Origin of the sequence: Microbacterium sp. UNCCL10 (assembly GCF_000746195.1) — a bacterium.
GTDB classification, from domain to species: Bacteria; Actinomycetota; Actinomycetes; order Actinomycetales; family Microbacteriaceae; genus Microbacterium; species Microbacterium saccharophilum.
Window position 1 is genome coordinate 505,039 of sequence record NZ_JQKT01000007.1, and the last position, 16,406, is coordinate 521,444.

Genomic DNA, 16,406 nt, shown 5'->3' on the forward strand with positions numbered 1-16,406 from the left:
GCCTAGCCGGGCCCGGGATGCGTCTCGGCGACGTGCGCGGCCGGGTCGTAGGCTCGGGGCGTGGCACCCGAGAACACGACCGACCCCACGGCCTCCGTCGCGCGCTTCCGCGAGCTCCTGCGCATCCCGACCGTCTCGGATGCCGACGACAGTCGCACCGATCCCGCGCCGTTCGACGAGTTCCACGCGGCCCTCGCGCGCCTCTACCCGGGCCTGCACGGGGTGCTCGAGCGGGAGGTCGTCGCGCGGCACTCGCTCCTCTACCTCTGGCGCGGGACGACGGACGGCGACCCCCTCGTCCTCATGGCCCACATCGACGTCGTGCCCGTCGTCGAAGCCGAGTGGGATCACCCGCCCTTCGCCGCCGAGCTCATCGGCGCCGGCGCCGACGCCGCGATCCACGCCCGCGGAGCGATCGACGACAAGGGGTCGCTCGTCGCGATCCTCGAAGCGGTCGAACAGCTCGTCGCCGAGGGCTTCACCCCGGTCCGCGACGTCTACCTCGCGTTCGGGCACAACGAGGAGACGGCCGGCGACGGTGCGCAGCAGATCGTGGCCGTGCTCGAACGCCGCGGCGTCCGCCCCGCACTCGTGCTCGACGAGGGCGGCGCCGTCGTCGACGGCGTCGTCCCCGGGGTCGCCGTGCCGACCGCGATGGTCGGGGTCGCCGAGCGCGGCGTCATGACCCTGCTGCTGACGGCCCGCGAGGCCGGCGGGCACGCCTCGACGCCCCCGGCGACCCCCGCGACGGCGCGCCTCGCCCGCGCGATCGACCGGCTGCACCGGCATCCGTTCCCCACCCGGATCGCCCCGCCCGTCCGCGCCCTGTTCGCCACGATCGCCCCGTACGCGCAGCCGCCGCTGCGCTGGGTGTTCGGCAACCTGGCCCTCACCGGCCCGCTGCTGGCGAAGGTGTTCCCGCACCTGGGGCCGGAGATGAACGCGATGGTCCGCACGACCGCGGTCGCCACGTCGCTCGCCGGGGCCCCCGGGGAGAACGTCCTCGCGACGACGGCGCAGGCGGCCGTCAACATCCGCCTCCTCACCGGCGACACCGTCGCGTCCGTCACGGCCCGCGTCCGCCGGGTCGTCGCCGATCCGGAGGTGGAGATCGAGGTGCGGCACGCATCCGACCCGTCGCCGGTGTCGCCGTGGAAGGGAGAGGCGTGGCGGCGCATCGCGTCGGCCGTCGCCGAGGGCCTCTCCGGAGACATCGTCACGACCCCGTACATCCAGCTGGGCGCGAGCGACAGCCGGTGGTTCACGCGGATCAGCGGGCACGTCTACCGCTTCACCCCGTTCCATCTCACCCGGTCGGAGCGCGATGCGCTGCACGCGCACAACGAGCGCATCCGCGTCGAGGTGTGGCTGCGCGGCATCGGGTTCTACCGCGCGCTGCTCAGCGGCGGGTGAGACGCGGCGCGTCGTCGCTGAGCGCCAGCACGAAGGCGAGGATCTCCCGCGCCGTGCCCTCCCGCACCGGCCCGTGGCCGAACGACCAGTCGGCGTCGGTCGCGTGCACCGTGCTGCCGGCGAGCACCGCACGCCGTTCGAACGGTGCGCGGGTGGGCCGCATACAGCGCCACGGCGCCGCTCGTGGTGGGATCCAGCGCCACGTCGCGGTCACCGGCGAGCCGGATCAGCGCGCGGGTCGCCGCCGTCAGGCTCGAGATCCGCCGGCGCCCGCCGATCCGCACCGCGGCCGCGACGGCGAGGAGAGCGGCGTCCGGGAACTCGCCTGCCAGTCGTGCATCCGCGAGGAACCCTCGGGCCTCCTCGTGTCCCGCTGCGAGGCCCGCGGCGAGCGCGATCACGCCCGCGAGGGCCTCCCGCCAGTCGCCGCTCACAGACGACTCGTCGGAGGGGGTGCGGTTGCTCAGGGGGAGATGGCGGGACAGGTCGGCCATGGCGCAAGCATAGGCGGCGACCCGAATGTGACAAGTGCGCAGGTGTCACATGCGCCCGGCCTGCTGGATGTGACGTCACATTCTGGATGCCGCACATTTCGCCGTGGAGTGGGCATAATGGTGCGCGAAGGATGTGACCGTACACATCCGCGGACGTGGAGTTCCCATGAGCGACGACGCCGGAGGCCGCAGGCCCAGCATCCGTGATGTCGCCCGCCTGGCCGGCGTCTCGCATCAGACCGTCTCCCGCGTGCTCAACGATCACCCCAGCATCCGCCCGGAGACACGGGACCGCGTCCGGGCCGTCATGGCCGACCTCTCCTACAGCCCGAACCGTGCCGCCCGAGCGCTCGTCACGAGCCGATCCCGCACGATCGGCATCCTCGCGGCCTCGGCCACCCAGTACGGTCCGGCGTCGTCGATCGCCGCCATCGAGGAGGCGGCGCGGGAGCGCGGCTACTGGGTGTCCACCGCGAACATCGACGCCGGCGACCCGCAGTCCATTCCGGACGGGCTGTCCCACCTGACCGCGCAGGCGATCGAGGGCCTCGTCGTCATCGCGCCGCAGGTGCGGGTCATCCGGGCCCTCGCGGCGCAGCACATCGACCTCCCGTACGTCACGCTGCAGTCGACCGACATCGACCCGGGCCATACGCTCTCCGTCGACCAGATCGCGGGTGCGCGTTTGGCCACGCGCCACCTCATCGAACTCGGGCACCGCCACATCTACCACCTCGCCGGACCGCAGGACTGGATCGAGGCGGAGGCGCGGATGCGGGGGTTCCTCGAGGAGATGAGCGCCTGGGACATCCCCACGACCGCGCCCGTGCTCGGCGACTGGACCGCCGATTTCGGCTACTACGCGGGACGCGAGCTGATGCGCTTCCGCGACTTCACCGCGATCTTCTCCTCGAACGACCAGATGGCCCTCGGGCTGCTGCACGCCATCCGCGACGAGGGACTGGAGTGCCCCCGCGACATCAGCATCGTCGGATTCGACGACATCCCGGAGTCCGGGCACTTCGGCCCGCCGCTGACGACGGTGCGGCAGGACTTCGCGGAACTGGGGCGCCGGTGCGTCGCGCTGCTGCTGGACGGCGCCGCGGCACGCACGGCTCCGGTGATCACGCCGGAGCTGATCGTGCGGTCCTCCACGGGCCCCGCGCCGCGCCTCTAGCGCTCCGTTACCAACCCGTTATCGCGTTCCGGCGTACGCAGGTTGACAGGCGTGCGGAGGGCAGGCCTATAGTGTGGCGATGTGAACGGTCACATGGACCGTCACACGAAAGCGAAACCGCCGCGTGTGCGAGCGCGGGACAAAGGAGTCGGGCAGTGGTGTCGAGCAGCGACGCGGAACGGTACGTCACCGGGGTGCGGACCGAAGTCACGATCGCCCGCGTCCGCGCCGACGTCGCAGCCCTGCACGCCGAACTCGTGCGCAACGGCCTCGTGGTCTGGACCGGCGGCAACGTCTCCGGGCGCGTCCCCGGCGCCGACCTCTTCGTGATCAAGCCGTCGGGCGTCTCCTACGACGAGCTGGCGCCGGAGAACATGATCCTCTGCGACCTCGACGGCAACGTCGTCCCCGGGACGCCGGGCAGCGAGCGCTCACCGTCCAGCGACACCGCCGCGCACGCCTACGTCTACCGGCACATGCCCGAGGTGGGCGGCGTCGTGCACACGCACTCCGACTACGCGGTGGCCTGGGCCGCGCGCGGCGAGGAGATCCCCTGCGTCATCACCGCGATGGCGGACGAGTTCGGCGGCCCGATCCCGGTCGGCCCGTTCGCGATCATCGGCGACGACTCGATCGGCCGCGGGATCGTCGAGACGCTCTCCGGCCACCGCTCCCGCGCCGTCCTGATGCAGAACCACGGACCGTTCACCATCGGCGCGACCGCGAAGGATGCCGTGAAGGCCGCCGTCATGCTCGAAGACGTCGCGCGCACCGTCCACATCGCCCGGCAGGGCGGGGAGCTCATCCCCATCCCGCAGGAGGCGATCGACAGCCTCTACGGCCGATACCAGAACGTCTACGGACAGACCACCGACGACCGCCGGTAGCCCGAGAACCGGGCGCGGTCACACCTGAAAACCGAACACCAAGACATCGATGTCCAGGGAAGGACTCACAGTGAAGTTGAAGCGGATTCTCGTCGCAGGCCTCGCCGCCGGCGCACTCGCCCTCACCGCCTGCGCAGGCGGCACGAGCGGCTCCGGCTCCGAGGGGGAGGGTGACGGCGGACTGATCGGCGTCGCCATGCCCACGAAGAGCTCCGAGCGCTGGATCCAGGACGGCAACGCCGTCAAGGCCGCGCTCGAGGAGCAGGGCTACAAGGTCGACCTGCAGTACGCAGAGGACGACATCCCCACCCAGGTCTCGCAGATCGAGAACATGATCACGAAGGGCGCCGAGGCGCTGATCGTGGCGTCCATCGACGGCACGACCCTGTCCGAGGTGCTGCAGACCGCGGCCGACAGCGACATCCCGGTGATCGCGTACGACCGCCTCATCAAGGGCACGGAGAACGTCGACTACTACGCGACGTTCGACAACGAGCTCGTCGGCAACCAGCAGGCGTGGACGGTGCTCAACGGCCTCGGCCTGACCGACCTCGAGGGCAACCCCCTGCCGGACGCCCCCGCCGGTCCGTTCAACATCGAGCTGTTCGCCGGCTCGCTGGACGACAACAACGCGTTCTTCTTCTTCAACGGCGCGATGGACGTCTTCAAGCCGTTCATCGACGACGGCACGCTCGTGGTGAAGTCGGGCCAGACCGACATCGAGCAGGCCGCCACGCTCCGCTGGGACGGCGAAGAGGCGCAGAGCCGCATGGAGAACCTGATCACGGCGAACTACTCCGACGGCTCCAAGGTCGACGCAGTGCTCTCGCCCTACGACGGCATCTCGCGCGGCATCATCGGCGCCCTCACCGACGCCGGCTACAGCGTCGGCGAGGACTGGCCGATCATCTCCGGCCAGGACGCCGAGGTCGACTCGGTCAAGGCCATCCTCTCCGGCGAGCAGTTCGCGACCATCTTCAAGGACACGCGTGAGCTGGCCAAGGTCGCCGCCGGCATGGCCGTCGCCGTCCTCAACGGCGAAGAGCCCGAGGTCAACGACACCGAGACGTACGACAACGACGTGAAGGTCGTGCCGTCCTACCTGCTGGCCCCCGTGCCGGTTGTGAAGGACAACGTCGAGTCGGCGCTCGTCGAGACCGGCTACTGGACGGCGGAGGAGCTGGGTCTCTGACCCGGCTCGTCAGCTGAACGCCGCGTCGGCGGCGGGGCGACCGCCTCGCCGCCGACGCACCCCGTAACCTCCCCCCAAGTCCACCAAGGAAGTCGGAGATCGTGACCGAGACCATCCTCGAGATGCGCGGCATCACCAAGACGTTCCCAGGCGTGAAGGCGCTGTCCAACGTCAACTTCGCCGTCGAGCGTGGCGAGATCCACGCCATCTGCGGCGAGAACGGCGCCGGGAAGTCCACTCTCATGAAGGTGCTCTCGGGCGTGTACCCGCACGGCACCTACGACGGCGAGATCGTCTACGCGGGCGACACCGTCGAGTTCAAGAACCTCCGCGACAGCGAGGCGCGCGGCATCGTCATCATCCATCAGGAGCTGGCGCTCAGCCCGTACCTGTCCATCGCCGAGAACATCTTCCTCAACAACGAGCGCAAGGGCGCCGGCGGCCTCATCGACTGGAACAAGACCAACTTCGAGGCGGGCAAGCTCCTGCAGCGGGTCGGGCTGCGTGAGAACCCGACCACCAAGGTCAACCAGATCGGCGTCGGCAAGCAGCAGCTCGTCGAGATCGCGAAGGCGCTGTCGAAGGAGGTGAAGCTCCTCATCCTCGACGAGCCGACCGCGGCCCTCAACGACGAGGACTCCGACCACCTGCTCGACCTCATCCTGAGCCTGCGCGAGCAGGGGATCACGTCGATCATCATCAGCCACAAGCTCAACGAGATCAAGAAGGTGGCCGACACCGTCACGGTGATCCGCGACGGCAAGACGATCGAGACCATCGCGAAGTCCGACGTGACCGAAGACCGGATCATCAAGGACATGGTCGGCCGCGACCTCGAGCACCGCTACCCCGACCACGAGCCGCAGATCGGCGAGGAGCTGCTGCGGGTCGAGGACTGGACCGCGCACCACCCGCAGGACCCCACGCGCGTCATGGTGGACAAGGTCTCGCTCACCGTCCGCGCCGGCGAGATCGTCGGCATCGCGGGGCTCATGGGGGCGGGACGCACCGAGTTCGCGATGAGCCTGTTCGGACACAGCTACGGCTCGCGGATCTCCGGCAAGGTGTACCTGCGCGGCAAGGAGATCAAGACGCGCACCGTCGCCGAAGCCATCGACAACGGCCTGGCGTACGCGACGGAGGACCGCAAGACGTACGGCCTCAACCTCATCGAGGACATCAAGCGCAACATCTCGATGGCGTCGCTGAAGAAGCTCGAGAAGGCCGGACTCGTCGACGACAACGAGGAGTTCAAAGTCGCCAACGAGTACCGCACGAGCATGAACATCAAGGCGCCGAACGTCCTGGTGCCCACGGGCAAGCTCTCCGGCGGCAACCAGCAGAAGGTCGTCCTGTCGAAGTGGATCTACTCCGACCCCGACGTCCTCATCCTCGACGAACCGACCCGCGGCATCGACGTGGGCGCCAAGTACGAGATCTACACGATCATCAACAAGCTCGCCGCAGCCGGCAAGGGGATCATCGTGATCTCCTCCGAGCTGCCCGAGCTCCTCGGAATCTCCGACCGCGTGTACGCGCTGTCGGAGGGCCGGATCACCGGTGAGATGCCGATCAGCGAGGCCACGCCCGAGACCGTCCTGAAGCTCATGACCATGGAGAAGCCCCGCTGACGGGGCAGGAGAGACACATGTCGAACGACACCCTCATTTCCGAGACCCCCTCGGGCACCGGCAGCAACCCGACCGACAACCGGTTCACGCGCTGGCTCACGACCGTCCTGTCCGACCTCGGCAAGAACGGCATCTTCATCGCCCTCATCGCCGTCGTGGCGCTGTTCGCGGTCCTCACCGACGGCATCCTGCTGCGGCCGCAGAACATCTCCAACCTGATCGTGCAGAACGGGTACATCCTGGTCCTCGCGATCGGCATGGTGATGATCATCATCGCCGGCCACATCGACCTGTCCGTCGGCTCGGTGGCCGCCTTCATCGGCGCCGTGTCCGGCGTCCTGGCGGTGAAGATGGGCCTGCCGTGGTGGCTGGCGATCATCCTCTCCCTGCTGATCGGTGCTCTGGTGGGCGCCTGGCAGGGGTTCTGGGTCGCGTACGTCGGGATCCCCGCGTTCATCGTGACCCTCGCCGGCATGCTGATCTTCCGCGGACTCGCGCTCGTCGTCCTCGGCAACGCGAACATCGGCTCGTTCCCCACCGAATACCGAGCACTCGGGAACGGCTTCCTCGGCGGGATCTTCGGTGAGACCGATCCGGACGTGTTCACCCTCGTGATCGGCGTCGTGGCCATCGTCGCGCTCGTCGTGCAGCAGGTGCGCACGCGGATGGCCCGCCAGAAGTACAAGCAGGACGTCGACCCCACCATCTGGTTCGTCGTGAAGCTCGCGCTCGTCGCGCTCGTCATCGGCTGGTTCACGTGGGCGCTCGCCTCGTACAAGGGCATCCCGGTGACCCTCATCATCCTGGCGGCGCTCGTGATGATCTACGGCGTCGTGATGAACCGGACGGTCTTCGGACGCCACATCTACGCGATCGGCGGCAACCGTCACGCCGCGGAGCTCTCCGGCATCAAGACGCGCCGGGTCGATTTCTGGCTCTTCGTGAACATGGGCGTGCTCGCGGCCCTCGCGGGACTCATCTTCACGGCGCGACTGAACCTCGCCGGGCCCAAGGCCGGTGACGGCTTCGAACTCGAGGCCATCTCCGCCGCGTTCATCGGCGGCGCGGCCGTTCAGGGCGGCGTCGGCACCATCGGCGGCGCGATCATCGGTGGTCTCATCATCGGCGTCCTGAACAACGGCATGTCGATCATGGGCATCGGCATCGAGTGGCAGCAGGCGGTCAAGGGCCTCGTGCTGCTGCTGGCGGTCGCGTTCGACGTCTACAACAAGCGCCGCGCAGGTCACTGACGTGGCGAAGGAGTCCTTCGGGCTCGGGGAGGGCCGGCCGGGCGACGATGCGTCGCCCGGCGGGCCCTCGACCGCACGCATCACGATGTGGATCATCGGCGGCGCCGTCGGCCTCTACATGGTCGTCACCGGTCTCGTCGGCGCGCTGACCGGCGGCTGACCCTCCCGCCGGCGCTCCGGTGAGCGCTCAGGGGAGCAGGACGATCTTGCCGTCGGTGCCCGCCTCCACGAGACGGTGCGCCGCGGAGGCGTCGGCGAGCGGCAGCCGGGGGCCGACCTCCACGGCGAAGCGGCCCGCCGCCATGAGATGCAGGGCCACCGGGATCGCCTCGGCGCGCCACGCCTGCTCCTGCGCGTTCAGGGGGCGGGGGCTCCCGCCCAGGAACGCGCGGATGCCGAGCCCGGCGGCGTCCTTGCCGCGGACGAGGGTCACGATGCGGTGCCGGTCGGCCACGAGGTCGAGGGAGGTCTGGATCGCCTCGTCGGTGCCGGCGATGTCGATGACGGCGGTGACCCCGCCGGGCGCCGCCGCGCGCACCCGCTCGGTGAGCGTGCCGCCCTCCGGGTCGTCGTAGCGCAGGGCGGTGCCGCCGAGCGCCGTCACCCGCTCCGCACGGCGGGTGCTCGTCGTCGCGAGGACCGTGACCCCCCACAGGACGGCGAACTGGATGACGGCCTGACCCACGGAGCCGGACCCGCCGTGCACGAGCAGCGTGTCGCCCGCGCGCACGTCGAGGGAGCGCAGCGTCTGGTAGGCCGTGCCGATCGGGACGCCGAGCGCCGCACCCTCGGCCGCGGACACCTGCGGAGGGCGCGGCGCGAGCTGGGCGGCGGGGACGACGATGTCGGAGGCGTAGACGCCGGCGGCACCGAAGACGACGACCTCGTCGCCGGCGCGGAAGCCCTCGACGTCCGCGCCGACGGCCGTGACGACACCCGAGCCGTCGCTGCCGACGCGGCGCGGATCCGTGATGGGTCCGGACGCACGGGCGCCGGAGCGCAGCTTGTGGTCGAGCGGATTGACGCCCGCCGCCGTGACGCGCACCGCGACCTCGTCCGCCCCGGGTGCGGGCACCTGGATCTCGGTGAGGGTGAGGACCTCGGGTCCTCCGAATGCGGTGTAGGTGATCGCCGTCGCCATGGCGGGTCCTCTCGGTCGTCAGTCCTTGCCGGACAGGGCCTTCGTGATGCGCTGGATCGACACCGGCTGCGCCGTGCCGAGCTGCTGCGCGAACAGGCTGACACGGTACTCCTCGAGAAGCCAGCGCGCGGCGTGCAGGGTCGCGGGGGCGTCCGGGTCGAGCGGGATCGTGCCGCCGGCATCCGTGTAGAGAGCGGCGGCGCGTTCGTACTCGGTCTGCCGCTGCCGGTCGCGGCCCGGGTTGTCGCCGAGCCCGCGGACACGCTCGAGCGCCCCCTGCAGATAACGGGGCAGGTGCGCGAGCCGCGCCGTGCCGGTCCGGGAGAGGAACGCGGGATGCAGCAGGCCCGCGACCTGCGCCTTCACATCGCCGAGGGCGGAGAGGAGCGTCATCGAGTTCTGCGCGCGGACGGCCCGGTCGACGTCACGCTGCAGCGTGAGGATGCGGGCGGCCAGTGACACGGTCCGGAACAGGTCGTCGACGATCACGGCCGACAGGCGGTCGCGGGTGGCCTCGAAGGCGGCGGTCGTGCGCACCTCGGCTCCCGCCAGGACGGCGTCGGCGACGGCGACGCGGGCGTCCTCGATGAGCGCCTTCGCGGACGGGTAGGGAGAGGTCGCGAGGGCGAGCTTCTCCGCGGCGGTGAGGTGCTCGAGCACATAGGCGGCGGGCGAGGGGACGGCCAGCAGCAGGAGGCGGCGGACGCCGTCCTGCGAGAGGCGCACGGCGCGCTCGGCCGTCGCCTCGATCCGCAGGGCGACGCTTGCGCCCTCGTCGACGAGGGCCGGGTAGCCGCGGACGACGCCGCCGGCGACCTTCGTGTCGACGACGGCGGGGAGGTCGCCGACGTCCCATGTCGTCAGGCCCGAGCGCTCCAGCGGCGCGGCGGCCGCCGGTGCCGCGGGTGAGGGTCGCGCGGTCCGCGCCGGGGCGCTCAGCGACCGCGCGACGGATTCCCGCGCGCGACCGGACAGCCGGTCCTGCAGTTCGCGGAGGTCCCGCCCGGAGCCGACCGCGCGCCCGCGCTGGTCGACGGCGCGGAACGAGACCATCAGGTGCGGGGGCACGCGGGAGAGGTCGAAGTCGGCCGCCGACACGCGCTGGTTCGCGACCGGCTGGACGCGGGCGGCGAGGGCCTCGAGGAGACTGGCCGGGGGAAGCCCGTCGTGCGACTCCGGACCGGCGCCGGCGAGCTCGTCGCCGAGCTTGGCGGCCCAGTCCGCGGCGGGGACGACGTGCCGGCGGATCGCCTTCGGCAGCGCCCGGAGGAGCGCCGTGATGAGCTCGCCGCGGAGTCCCGGCACCTGCCAGTCGAAGCCGTCCGGGCGCAGCTGGGCGAGGAGGGCGAGCGGCACGACGACGCTGACGCCGTCGTCCGGGGCTCCCGGCTCGAACCGGTAGGCCAGGGAGAGCACCTGATCGCCCTGCGTCCAGCGGGTCGGGAAGTCGCGCTCGTCCGCGCGGGAGGCGTCGTCGATGAGGTCGGCCGCGGTCATGTCCAGGAGCCGCGGCGTCCGCGCCGAGGCCTCCCGCCACCACGTCTCGAAGGACCGGACGTCGAAGACGTCGCGGGGCACCCGCGCGGCGTAGAACGCGTACACGGCCTCGTCGCCGACGAGGATGTCGCGTCGGCGCTCCCGCTCCTCGACCTTCTCCAGGTTCCGGCGGAGCTCGAGGTTCCGGCGCTCGAACGCCGTCAGCTTCTTGTCCAGGTGGTGCGTGTTCCACTCCCCGTCGACGAGCGCGTGCCGCAGGAACAGCTCACGGGCGAGGTCCCGGTCGATCCGCGCGAGCTGCACGCGGCGGCGCGGGATGATCTCGACCCCGAAGAGCGTGACCTTCTCCGCGGCGACGGCGGCGCCGGCATCCTTCGACCAGTGCGGGTCGCTGATGCTGCGGTGCGCGAGGTCGCCGGCGAGCTCCTCGGCCCACGCCGGGTCGATCGCGGCGACCGTCCGGGCGAACAGGCGCGAGGTCTCCACGAGCTCGGCCGCCATGACGGCATCCGGTGACGCCTTCCGCAGCCCCGAGCCGGGGAAGATCGCGAACCTCGCCCCGCGCGCGCCGCGGTACTCCGCGAGGGGCCGCCGCTTCGGATCGGGCTTCGCGCCGCCGGTCTTCCCGGCGCTGCGCGTGTCGAGGATGCCGATGTGCGAGAGCAGCCCGGAGAGGATCGCGCGGTGCACGGCGGCCGGGTCGGCGGCGGCCCCCTCCGTCGTGGCGCTCCGCCGCTCCCCGTCGCGCCCGCCGCGACGCTCCCCGCTCAGCTGGCGCAGCTGGCGGTGCACGTCGAACCACTCCCGCACCCGCACGTAGTTGAGGTGCTCCGCGCGGCACAGGCGCCGGAAGGCGCTCGAGCCGAGTTCGGCCTGCTGCTCCTGCAGGTGGTTCCACAGGTTCAGCAGCGTGAGGAAGTCGCTCGTCGGGTCGGTGAATCGGGCGTGGAGGCGGTCGGCCTCCTCGCGTCGCTCCTCGGGGCGCTCGCGGACGTCCTGGATCGAGAGCCCGGCGACGATCGCGAGGACGTCGGGAGTGACGTTCAGGCGCCGCGCCTCCAGCAGCATCCGGGCGAATCGCGGGTCGATGGGGAGCCGGGCGATCTCCCGGCCCATCTTCGTCAGCTTCGGGGTCGTCCCGCCGGTGATCGCCTGCAGCTCGGTGAGGAGTTCGAGCGCCGCCTTGACGCCGCGGGAGTCGGGCGGGGTGAGGAACGGGAACTCCGAGATGTCGCCGAAGCCGAGCGCGAGCATCTGCAGGATGACGGAGGCCAGCGATGTGCGGAGGATCTCCGGCTCGGTGAACTCCGGCCGGGCCGCGAAGTCCTCCTCGGCGTAGAGGCGGATGGCGATGCCGGGCGAGGTGCGCCCCGCGCGGCCGGACCGCTGCTGCGCCGACGCCTGCGAGATCGCCTCGATGGGGAGCCGCTGGATCTTCGAGCGTGCGCTGTAGCGCGAGATGCGCGCGGTGCCGGCGTCGACGACGTAGCGGATGCCGGGGACCGTGAGGCTCGTCTCGGCGACGTTCGTCGCGAGGATGATGCGGCGGCGGACGCCCCGCACGGTCGACGGCTCGAACACGCGGTGCTGCTCGGCGGCGGAGAGCCGGCCGAACAGGGGCAGGACCTCGGTGGGCCGCGCGTCCTTCGCGTACCGGCCGCGGACGGCATCCATCGCGTCGCGGATCTCCGCCTCGCCGGGCAGGAAGACGAGCACGTCGCCGTCGGACTCGCGGTCGAGCTCCCCGAGCGCGCCGAGCAGGGCATCCACGTCGTCGTCGGTGTCGTCGTGCGCGCGGTAGCGGATCTCGACGGGGTAGGTCCGGCCGGAGACCTCGATGACCGGGGCGGGCGTGCCGTCGGGCGCGGCGAAGTGGCGCGCGAAGCTCTCCGGATCGATCGTCGCGGACGTCACGATGACCTTGAGGTCGGGGCGCTCGGGGAGGATCCGCGAGAGGTACCCGATGAGGAAGTCGACGTTGAGCGAGCGCTCGTGCGCCTCGTCGATGATGATCGTGTCGTAGCGGCGCAGCAGCCGATCGCGGTGGATCTCGTTGAGGAGGATGCCGTCGGTCAGCAGCGCGACCTTCGTGTCGGCGGAGACCTGGTCGGTGAAGCGGACCTTGAAGCCCACGGTCGAGCCGAGGGGCACATCCATCTCCTGCGCGATGCGCTCGGCGATCGTCCGGGCCGCGATGCGGCGCGGCTGCGTGTGCGCGATGGACTGCCGGCCGAGCTCGAGGCAGATCTTCGGCAGCTGCGTCGTCTTGCCCGATCCGGTGGCGCCGGCCACGATGACGACCTGGTGCTCCGCGATGGCGCGCGCGATCTCCTCCCGCGCGGCGCTGACGGGCAGCTCCGGCGGGTAGAGGATGCGGGGTTCCGGCGCGGGCATAGCGTTCCATCGTATGACGGTCCGGGCCGTGGCCGGGTTCCTTAGGCTGGACCCATGACGATTCCCGCGCTCACGCTCAACGACGGCCACACCATCCCCCAGCTCGGCTTCGGCGTCTTCAAGGTCGACCCCGCCGAGACCGAGCGGATCGTCTCGGAGGCCCTCGCCGCCGGCTACCGGCACATCGACACCGCCGCGATCTACGGCAACGAGGAGGGTGTCGGCCGCGCGATCGCCGCCAGCGGCATCCCGCGCGAGGAGCTCTTCGTCACGACGAAGCTGTGGTTCGAGGACCAGGCCGGAGACAAGCCGCTCGCCGCGATCGACACGAGCCTGGACAAGCTCGGCCTCGACCGCGTCGACCTGTACCTCTCGCACTGGCCGGCACCGAAGAACGGCCACTTCGTCAACGCCTGGGAGCGCATGATCGAGATCCGGGATGCCGGCAAGGCCACGAGCATCGGCGTCTCCAACCACCTGCCCGAGCACCTCGAGAAGGTCATCGCGGCCACCGGCGTGACGCCCGCCGTCGACCAGATCGAGCTGCACCCCGCCTATCAGCAGCGCGAGGTGACGAGCTTCGCCGCCGATCGCGGCATCCTCATCGAGGCGTGGGGGCCGCTCGGCCAGGGCAAGTACCCGCTGTTCGAGGAGGAGCCCGTTGCCGCGGCGGCCGCTGCGCACGGCAAGACCCCCGCGCAGGTCGTGCTGCGCTGGCACCTCCAGCAGGGCCACATCGTGTTCCCGAAGTCGGGCACGCCGGAGCGCATCCGGGAGAACCTCGACGTCTTCGGCTTCGCGCTCACCGACGACGAGCAGGCCGCCATCACGGCGCTCGAGCGGGGCGGGCGGGTCTCCGCGCACCCCGACGAGGTGAACTAGACCCAGCCCTGCATCCAGTTGTGCAGGCGGTAGAACTCGTACGGCACCTGCATCGCCGACCACAGCGGATACCAGAAGACCGAGAGCGCGAGGGCGACCGCCAGCACGACCAGGACGACCCGCTGCCCCGCGAGCCGCCGTGCCGCCGAGGCGTGGGCGGGCCCGGCGATGTCGCGGAGCGCGAAGGTCAGCGCGAGCAGCAGGAACGGCAGCAGGGCGATCGTGTAGAACTGGAACACCGTGCGCTCCGGGAAGAGCAGCCACGGCAGCCAGGTCGCCGCGATCGCGGTGAGGAGCACGGCGTACCGCCAGTCACGGACCACGACGAAGCGGTACCCGATCCACACCGTCGCGGCGACGCTCGCGTACCAGAGCAGCGGGTTGGGCATCGAGTAGAGGATCTGCAGGCAGCCCTGCGCGCTCGCGCAGCCGTCCTGGCCGTCCGGGACGCTGCCGGTGAACATCGCCGTCGGGCGCCAGAGGAACGGCCACGCCCACGCCGGCGACATGTAGCTGTGCGGCGTCGACATGCCGGCCATCGAGGTGTAGATCGTCTCGTGGTAGCGCCAGAGGCTCTGCAGCGACAGGGGGACCCAGCTCCAGACGCCCGTCGCGGGCTGCGCGTCGGCGTCGTGGCGGCCGTAGCCGCCGTCGGTCAGCAGCCACCCCGCCCAGGAGGACAGGTAGACGACGAACGCGACGGGGACGAGCAGGACGAAGGACGCCGCGCCCTGGCGGACGGCGTCCATCGGCCAGAACGAGATGCCGAGGCGCCGCCGCTCGAGGGCATCGGTGACGACGAGGTAGAGGCCGACGGCGGCGAGCACCCAGACGCCGGACCACTTCACGGCGCACGCGGCGCCCGCCGCCGCGCCGGCCGCGACGACCCACGGCCGGTTCCAGCGCACCGGGCCCCACCGCGGGGGTGCACCACCGTCGGTGCGCGCGCGCACGATCCCGGCGAGCCGGTCGAGGTGCGCGCGGCGGTCGAGGACCATGAACCACACCGCCAGCAGGATGAAGAACGCCAGGAAGATGTCCAGCAGGGAGACGCGGCTCATGACGATCGCCTGGCCGTCGATCGCCAGGAGCCCCGCGGCGATCGTCGCGAAGACGACCGAGGGCACGAGCGCCTTGGCGAGGACGTACAGCACGAGCACGCATGCCGTGCCGATGAGGGCCGCCGCGATCCGCCAGCCGAACGACGAGTCCGCGCCGAACAGCGCCATTCCCGCGCCGATGAGGTACTTCCCGAGCGGCGGGTGCACGACGAAGCTCGGGTCCGTCGTGAAGATGTCGGTCTCCCCGGCGGCGAACCGCGCGTTGGCGTCCTCCGGCCAGGTCGCGGCGTACCCCAGGACCCATTGCGACCAGGCGTCCTTCACGTAGTAGGTCTCGTCGAAGACGAGGGCGTGCGGGTGGCCGAGGTTCACGAGCCGCAGCACGGCGGCGAGCAGGGTGACGAGCAGGGGAGCGAGCCACCCGGCGACGCGGCGGAGGCGGGGCTCGCCGGACAGCCGGGCGCGCCAGCGCTCGTAGGGGGTCGGGGGTGCCGTCGGCAGGAGGGTCTCGACCGTCGTCGTCACGTCGACCAGCCTATGCTGGGGCGGGTGATCATCCTCGCCGCGACGCCCATCGGCAACCTGGGGGATGCCTCGCCCCGCCTCGTCGCGGCGCTAGAAGCCGCCACCGTGATCGCGGCGGAGGACACCCGCACGGCGCAGCGGCTCCTGCAGGCGCTCGGCGTCGACAACCGGCCGCGGCTCGTCGCCCTCCACGAGCACAACGAGCGCCAGCGCGCCGCCGACCTCGTGGAGCGGGCGCGGGAGGAGGACCTCCTGGTCCTCAGCGACGCCGGCATGCCGACCGTGAGCGACCCCGGCTACGCGCTGGTCGTGGAGGCCGTCTCGCAGGGGGTGGCGGTCACCGCGATCCCCGGCCCGAGCGCCGTCGTCACGGCGCTCGCCGTCGCGGGACTGCCCACGGACCGCTTCACCTTCGAGGGGTTCCTCCCACGCAAGGCCGGAGACCGGCGATCGACGCTCGCCCCACTGTCCGCAGAGCGGCGCACCATGGTCTTCTTCGAGGCCCCGTCGCGCATCGCGGAGAGCCTCGCCGCAATGGCGGGCGCCTTCGGCGCCGACCGGCCCGCGGCCGTCTGCCGCGAACTGACGAAGCTGCACGAGGAGGTCGTGCGCGGACCGCTCGGCGAGCTCGCGACGTGGGCAGAGGGCGGCGTGCGCGGTGAGATCGTCGTCGTCGTCGCCGGGGCCCCGGCGCGCGAGGTGTCCGCCGAGGATGCCGTCGCCGAAGTGCATCGGCTCGTCGCCGACGGCATCCGTCTCAAGGATGCCGCCGCCGAGGTGTCGGCGCAGACGGGCCTGTCGTCGCGGACGCTGTACCAGGCGGCTCTCGCCGCCCGGTCAGCCACCTCCTGAGGCGCGCGTG

At 71.3% G+C, this 16,406-nt stretch carries 13 protein-coding genes; 9 read left to right on the forward strand and 4 right to left on the reverse strand.

The annotated features are described in order from the left end of the window. Window positions 1–60: 60 nt before the first annotated feature. The gene (locus BR85_RS02640) at window positions 61–1,413 is read left to right on the forward strand and encodes a M20/M25/M40 family metallo-hydrolase (RefSeq protein WP_028495122.1); all 1,353 of its coding nucleotides are present in this window, start codon (window positions 61–63) and stop codon (window positions 1,411–1,413) included. On the opposite strand, the gene BR85_RS15600 is transcribed toward BR85_RS02640, so the two are convergent. Then, a complete protein-coding gene (locus tag BR85_RS15600) occupies window positions 1,400–1,576 on the reverse strand; it encodes a hypothetical protein (protein ID WP_231478553.1) in 177 nt (58 codons plus the stop codon). The genes BR85_RS02640 and BR85_RS15600 overlap by 14 nt on opposite strands. 497 nt (window positions 1,577–2,073) lie before the next feature. Here BR85_RS15600 and BR85_RS02650 point away from each other — a divergent pair, with 497 nt between their 5' ends. The 6 genes from BR85_RS02650 (at window position 2,074) to BR85_RS15360 (ending at window position 8,204) form a co-directional block, all read left to right on the forward strand. Next, window positions 2,074–3,084 carry a LacI family DNA-binding transcriptional regulator gene (locus tag BR85_RS02650; RefSeq protein WP_028495123.1) on the forward strand — a complete coding sequence of 337 codons (1,011 nt, stop codon included), beginning with the start codon at window positions 2,074–2,076 and terminating at the stop codon, window positions 3,082–3,084. A gap of 194 nt (window positions 3,085–3,278) precedes the next feature. Further along, entirely contained in the window at window positions 3,279–3,971 is a 693-nt protein-coding gene (locus BR85_RS02655; protein WP_028495124.1) for an L-ribulose-5-phosphate 4-epimerase, read from the forward strand. A 70-nt stretch (window positions 3,972–4,041) separates the two neighbouring features. Further along, window positions 4,042–5,163 carry a multiple monosaccharide ABC transporter substrate-binding protein gene (gene chvE, locus BR85_RS02660; protein ID WP_028495125.1) on the forward strand — a complete coding sequence of 374 codons (1,122 nt, stop codon included), beginning with the start codon at window positions 4,042–4,044 and terminating at the stop codon, window positions 5,161–5,163. A gap of 101 nt (window positions 5,164–5,264) precedes the next feature. Further along, window positions 5,265–6,794 carry a multiple monosaccharide ABC transporter ATP-binding protein gene (mmsA, locus tag BR85_RS02665; RefSeq protein WP_028495126.1) on the forward strand — a complete coding sequence of 510 codons (1,530 nt, stop codon included), beginning with the start codon at window positions 5,265–5,267 and terminating at the stop codon, window positions 6,792–6,794. A 17-nt stretch (window positions 6,795–6,811) separates the two neighbouring features. Further along, window positions 6,812–8,044 carry a multiple monosaccharide ABC transporter permease gene (mmsB, locus tag BR85_RS02670; protein ID WP_036272162.1) on the forward strand — a complete coding sequence of 411 codons (1,233 nt, stop codon included), beginning with the start codon at window positions 6,812–6,814 and terminating at the stop codon, window positions 8,042–8,044. 1 nt (window position 8,045) lies between these two features. Continuing rightward, on the forward strand, window positions 8,046–8,204 hold the full coding sequence (locus BR85_RS15360) for a hypothetical protein (protein ID WP_155947948.1): 159 nt from the start codon (window positions 8,046–8,048) through the stop codon (window positions 8,202–8,204). A 27-nt stretch (window positions 8,205–8,231) separates the two neighbouring features. On the opposite strand, the gene BR85_RS02675 is transcribed toward BR85_RS15360, so the two are convergent. Both BR85_RS02675 and hrpA read right to left on the reverse strand, forming a co-directional pair. Next, window positions 8,232–9,185, reverse strand: coding sequence for a quinone oxidoreductase family protein (locus BR85_RS02675; protein ID WP_028495128.1), 954 nt, complete (start codon window positions 9,183–9,185; stop codon window positions 8,232–8,234). 18 nt (window positions 9,186–9,203) lie between these two features. Next, window positions 9,204–13,076, reverse strand: coding sequence for an ATP-dependent RNA helicase HrpA (hrpA, locus tag BR85_RS02680; protein WP_028495129.1), 3,873 nt, complete (start codon window positions 13,074–13,076; stop codon window positions 9,204–9,206). 54 nt (window positions 13,077–13,130) lie between these two features. On the opposite strand from hrpA, the gene BR85_RS02685 reads away from it, so the two are divergent. Beyond that, window positions 13,131–13,958, forward strand: coding sequence for an aldo/keto reductase (locus BR85_RS02685; RefSeq protein WP_028495130.1), 828 nt, complete (start codon window positions 13,131–13,133; stop codon window positions 13,956–13,958). Here the strand turns inward: BR85_RS02685 and BR85_RS02690 are convergent. Next, entirely contained in the window at window positions 13,955–15,544 is a 1,590-nt protein-coding gene (locus BR85_RS02690) for a dolichyl-phosphate-mannose--protein mannosyltransferase (protein WP_028495131.1), read from the reverse strand. The genes BR85_RS02685 and BR85_RS02690 overlap by 4 nt on opposite strands. A 24-nt stretch (window positions 15,545–15,568) precedes the next feature. On the opposite strand from BR85_RS02690, the gene rsmI reads away from it, so the two are divergent. Beyond that, window positions 15,569–16,396: a 16S rRNA (cytidine(1402)-2'-O)-methyltransferase gene (gene rsmI, locus BR85_RS02695; RefSeq protein WP_028495132.1), complete on the forward strand. Its 828-nt coding sequence runs from the start codon at window positions 15,569–15,571 to the stop codon at window positions 16,394–16,396. The last annotated feature ends 10 nt before the right edge of the window (window positions 16,397–16,406 follow it).

Excerpts from the sequence above, each read along its gene's own strand:
- BR85_RS02675 (WP_028495128.1), bottom strand. The coding sequence starts at position 9,185 with ATGGCGACGGCGATCACCTACACCGCATTCGGAGGACCCGAGGTCCTC.
- hrpA (WP_028495129.1), bottom strand. The coding sequence starts at position 13,076 with ATGCCCGCGCCGGAACCCCGCATCCTCTACCCGCCGGAGCTGCCCGTC.
- BR85_RS15600 (WP_231478553.1), bottom strand. The coding sequence starts at position 1,576 with ATGCGGCCCACCCGCGCACCGTTCGAACGGCGTGCGGTGCTCGCCGGC.
- mmsB (WP_036272162.1), top strand. The coding sequence starts at position 6,812 with ATGTCGAACGACACCCTCATTTCCGAGACCCCCTCGGGCACCGGCAGC.
- BR85_RS02650 (WP_028495123.1), top strand. The coding sequence starts at position 2,074 with ATGAGCGACGACGCCGGAGGCCGCAGGCCCAGCATCCGTGATGTCGCC.
- BR85_RS02685 (WP_028495130.1), top strand. The coding sequence starts at position 13,131 with ATGACGATTCCCGCGCTCACGCTCAACGACGGCCACACCATCCCCCAG.